The organism is Stenotrophomonas sp. 2YAF22, from assembly GCF_052114665.1.
Lineage (GTDB): Bacteria > Pseudomonadota > Gammaproteobacteria > Xanthomonadales > Xanthomonadaceae > Stenotrophomonas > Stenotrophomonas indicatrix.
The window spans coordinates 1-4,611 of the sequence record NZ_JBFRFE010000338.1 but is presented as its reverse complement, the minus strand read 5'-3'; the positions used below and the strand labels follow the sequence as shown (position 1 = coordinate 4,611).

The 4,611-nt window shown below is 66.1% G+C and carries 4 protein-coding genes; 1 reads left to right on the top strand and 3 read right to left on the bottom strand.

Features of this window, described 5'->3' with window-relative positions; genetic code table 11:
• Positions 1 to 174: 174 nt before the first annotated feature.
• Complete coding sequence (locus AB4Y84_RS13815; RefSeq protein WP_134832383.1) at positions 175 to 1,374, bottom strand: MFS transporter; 1,200 nt, start codon at positions 1,372 to 1,374, stop codon at positions 175 to 177.
• A 73-nt stretch (positions 1,375 to 1,447) separates the two neighbouring features.
• Between AB4Y84_RS13815 and AB4Y84_RS13810 the strand changes: the two genes are divergently transcribed.
• Positions 1,448 to 2,245: an AraC family transcriptional regulator gene (locus AB4Y84_RS13810; protein WP_093819924.1), complete on the top strand. Its 798-nt coding sequence runs from the start codon at positions 1,448 to 1,450 to the stop codon at positions 2,243 to 2,245.
• 99 nt (positions 2,246 to 2,344) lie between these two features.
• Here AB4Y84_RS13810 and dnaJ read toward each other — a convergent pair whose 3' ends face one another.
• Together dnaJ and AB4Y84_RS13800 are read right to left on the bottom strand one after the other, a co-directional pair.
• Positions 2,345 to 3,478, bottom strand: coding sequence for a molecular chaperone DnaJ (gene dnaJ / locus AB4Y84_RS13805; protein ID WP_025878872.1), 1,134 nt, complete (start codon positions 3,476 to 3,478; stop codon positions 2,345 to 2,347).
• A gap of 154 nt (positions 3,479 to 3,632) precedes the next feature.
• Positions 3,633 to 4,611 (bottom strand): Hsp70 family protein (locus AB4Y84_RS13800; RefSeq protein ID WP_442250293.1); only part of this gene is annotated, 979 nt, incomplete at its 5' end.

Here is a 4,611-nt window from a genome sequence, read left to right as displayed (position 1 = left end):
TGGCGCGACCGAGCTTACAGGGACGTACTTGCAGCGTCCCCCGCAACCGGGCCCACCCCGCCATCCCGCAGGAACCCCGCTGTCGCCGTTGCTTCGGCCGTTGCTTCGGCCGTTGCTTCGGCCGTTGCCGTGGCATCTGCAGGTGCAGGGCGCAGCCCTGCCGAAGAACACCCCTCAGTGCGCAGTAGGCCTTGACGGCGGCAGCCAGGCCGCGACGATGCCCAGCAACGGCAGGAACGCGGTCAGCTGGTAGACGAATTCGATGCTGGTCTTGTCAGCCAGCAGACCGAGCACCGCTGCTCCGAGGCCGCCCATGCCGAAGGCAAAGCCAAAGAACAACCCGGACACCATGCCGATGCGGTGCGGCATCATTTCCTGCGCGTAGACCACGATCGCCGAGAAGGCCGAAGACAGCACGAAGCCGATCAGCACCGCCAGCACCGTCGTCCACAGCAGGTCGGCATGCGGCAGCATCAGCGCGAACGGTGCCACGCCCAGGATCGAGGCCCAGATGATCGGCTTGCGACCGATACGATCGCCCAGCGGCCCGCCGAAGAATCCACCCGCGGCGGACGCCACCAGGAAGGCGAACAGATGCAGCTGCGCCTGCGCCACCGGAATGCCGAAATGATGCATCAGGTAGAAGGTGAAGTAGCTGCCGATGCTGGCCATGTAGAAGTACTTGCTGAAGATCAGCACCAGCAGGATGGCCAGCACCCGGGCGATCGTGCGCGGCGGATGGCGCGCGGCAGTCACACCGTGTGCTGCTGGCCGGGGCGCACCCAGATGCAGCGAGTACCAGCGACCGACATAGGTCAGCAGGGCAATGCCGATCAACGCTGCACCGGCAAACCAAGATGCGGCATGCTGGCCATAGGGCACGATCACCGCTGCGGCGATCAGCGGCCCCAGCGCCGTGCCGAAGTTGCCTCCCACCTGGAATACCGACTGCGCCAGGCCATGACGGCCGCCGGAGGCGAGGCGTGCGATGCGCGAGGCTTCCGGATGGAAGATGGCCGAACCGATACCTACCAGCGCGGCGGCCAGCAGCACCATCGCGTAGTTGGGCGCAAAGCCGAGCAGCAGCATGCCGCACAAGGTCGAGGCCATGCCGATCGGCAGCGAGTACGGGGCCGGCCGGCGGTCGGTGGCAAGGCCGACCAGCGGCTGGAAGATCGACGCGGTGAGCTGGTAGGTCAGCGTGATCAGGCCGATCTGGGTGAAGCTGAGATTGAAGCCGCCCTTGATCACCGGATAGATGGCCAGGATCAGCGACTGCATCATGTCGTTGACCATGTGCGAGCTGGAGATGGCCGCCAGCACTCCTGGCGATACGGGGCGGGCGGATACGGCGGGAGAAGCCAGAGTCGACATTGCGCACGGTCAGGATGGGGGCGAGCCGTGCATGCTACGGTGGGCATCCGCTCCCTTCTGCCGCGTTCTGGTCATGGCCTATCGCAAAAAGGACACCCCCTGTCCCGTCCGCGAAACCGCGCCGTGGAACGAGGTGCCGGTGCATCGCCCGGTCACCTGCCGCGCACGCGACTACCGCGCCGGCACCCACATCGCGGCGCACAAGCACCGACGGCACCAGCTGGTCTATTCCATGTCCGGGCTGATGGTGGTGCGCTCGGAGGTCGGCCGCTGGGTGGTGCCCTCCACCCGCGCCATCTGGATGCCGGCGGGCATGGCGCATGCGGTGGACTGCATCGCCGAGGTGCACATGCGCAGCCTGTACATCGAACCGTCATTCGCCCCGCAGCTCCCCGCCGAGCCCTTCGCCGTGCAGGTAGCACCCCTGCTGCGCGAACTGCTGCAGGCAGCCATCCTGATCGACGGACCGCATGAAGAAGACAGCCGCGATGGCCGCGTGGTGCGGCTGATGCTCGACGAACTGCACCGCATGGACGTACTGCCGTTGCACCTGCCCGAGCCCGTCGACCCGCGCCTGCACAGGATCTGCCAGCACATCCAGAAACATCCCGGCGACGAAGCGACCCTGCAGGACTGGGCGCAGGCGTTGGCGATCGACGTGAAAACCATCCAGCGCCACTTCGCCAGCGAACTGGGCATGACGTTTGGCCAGTGGCGGCAGCAGGCGCGCCTGCTGGCCGCGATGGAACGGCTGGCCCGCGGCGAGAAGGTGATCGATGTGGCGCTGGCGATGGGCTACGACAGCCCCAGTGCATTCACCAGCATGTTCAAGCGCCAGCTGGGGCAGACGCCGGCGGCGTTTTTCCGTTGATCCGTTGCACCGCGTGCACGCATGGTGCGGATCTGCTGCACCGGAAACGAAAACGCCGGGCATGGCCCGGCGCTGTCGTTCAACATTTCCCTCAAGGGATCAGGACGTCATCCGATCCCAGAAGCCCTTGACGCCGTCGATGAAGGTCGCCGACTTCGGCGAGTGCTTGCGCGCATCCTCGCCGTTGAAGGTGGCTTCGAACTGCTCCAGCAGCTTGCGCTGGTCGCTGGTGAGGTTGACCGGCGTCTCCACCACAACGCGGCAGTACAGGTCGCCCTCGCTGCGGCTGCGTACCGAACGAACACCCTTGCCGCGCAGGCGGAACAGCTTGCCGGTCTGGGTCTCGGCCGGGATACGGATTTCCGCTTCGCCACCGAGGGTGGCCACGCGCACGGTATCGCCCAGTGCGGCCTGCGAAATGCGGATCGGCACTTCGCAGTGCAGGTCGTCGCCGTCGCGCTGGAAGATGTGGTGCTCACGCACGCGCACTTCCACGTACAGATCGCCCGGTGGCGTCCCCGCAGGGCCGGCCTCGCCCTCACCCGCCAGGCGGATGCGGTCGCCGGTATCGACGCCCGCCGGCACCTTCACCGACAGCACCTTGTCTTCTTCGACACGGCCGTTGCCGTGGCAGGTCTTGCAGGGCTTGGCGATGATCTGGCCACGGCCACCACAGTTGTGGCAGGCCTGCTGCATGGCGAAGATGCCGCGCTGGATGCGCACCTGGCCACGACCATGGCAGACGTTGCAGGTCTCGACCTTGCCGTCTTCCGAGCCGCTGCCATCGCAGTCGCCGCATTCGGCCAGGGTCGGAATCTCGATGCGGCGCTCGACGCCACGCACCGCTTCTTCCAGGTCCAGCTCCATCACGTAACCGATGTCGGCGCCGCGACGCGCCTGGCGCGGGCCACCACCGCCGGCACCACCAAAGATGTTGCCGAAGATGTCGCCGAAAATATCGTTCATGTCCGGGCCGCCCGGACCACCGCCACCACCGCCCATGCCGTGTTCGAACGCGGCGTGGCCATGGCTGTCGTACATGCGGCGCTTGTTGCCGTCGGACAGGACTTCGTAGGCTTCCTTGCACTCCTTGAAGGAGGCTTCGGCCGCCGCATCGCCCGGGTTGCGGTCCGGGTGGAACTTCATCGCGCAACGGCGGTAGGACTTCTTCAGTTCTTCGTCGGTGGCGGTGCGGGCAACGCCCAGCACTTCGTAGTAATCGCGCTTGCTCATATCGTGGATCGCATTCCGGAAAGTCGGGATTCGTCAAAGCGGAAGAGCGGAACCAGGTCCGCTCTTGCGTCGGGCGCCCCGACACGCCAGAGGGCGGTCAGGACCCTGGTACGACAACGGGACGCTGGCAACCAGCGTCCCGTGTCGGTCCGGATCAGGACTTCTTGTCGTCCTTGACTTCGGTGAACTCGGCGTCCACCACGTCATCCTGCGCCTTGCCCGCATTGCCGGCGTCGGCACCCGGGGCGGCACCGCCCTGGTCGGCCGAAGCCGCAGCGAACAGCGACTGGCCAGCTTCTTCCAGCACCTTCGACTTGGCTTCGATCTGCGCCTTGTCGTCACCCTTCATCGCGGTTTCCAGATCGGCCAGGGCCGCTTCCACCTTGCCGATCACTTCGCCACCGACCTTGCTGCCGTGCTCGGTGATCGCGCTGCGGGTGCCGTGGATCAGGGCATCGGCCTGGTTGCGGGCCTGCACCAGCTCCTGGAACTTCTTGTCTTCTTCGCGGTTGGCTTCCGCGTCGGCGACCATGCGTGCGATCTCTTCCTCGGACAGACCCGAACCGGCCTTGATCTCGACCTTCTGTTCCTTGTTGGTCTTCTTGTCCTTGGCCGACACGTGCAGGATGCCGTTGGCGTCGATGTCGAAGGACACTTCCACCTGCGGCAGGCCGCGCGGGGCCGGCTCGATGCCGGACAGGTCGAACTTGGCCAGCGACTTGTTGAAGCGGGCCTGCTCGCGCTCACCCTGCAGCACGTGCACGGTCACGGCCGACTGGTTGTCCTCGGCGGTGGAGAACACCTGCGAGGCCTTGGTCGGGATGGTGGTGTTCTTTTCGATGATCTTGGTGAACACACCGCCCATGGTTTCGATGCCCAGCGACAGCGGGGTCACGTCCAGCAGCAGCACGTCCTTGACGTCGCCGCCGAGCACGCCGCCCTGGATCGCAGCACCCAGTGCCACGGCTTCGTCCGGGTTGACGTCCTTGCGCGGTTCCTTGCCGAAGAACTCGGTGACAGCCTGCTGCACCTTCGGCATGCGGGTCTGGCCGCCGACCAGGATCACTTCGCTGATGTCGCTCGAACGCAGGCCGGCATCGTTCAGGGCCACGCGGCACGGCTCGATCGACTTC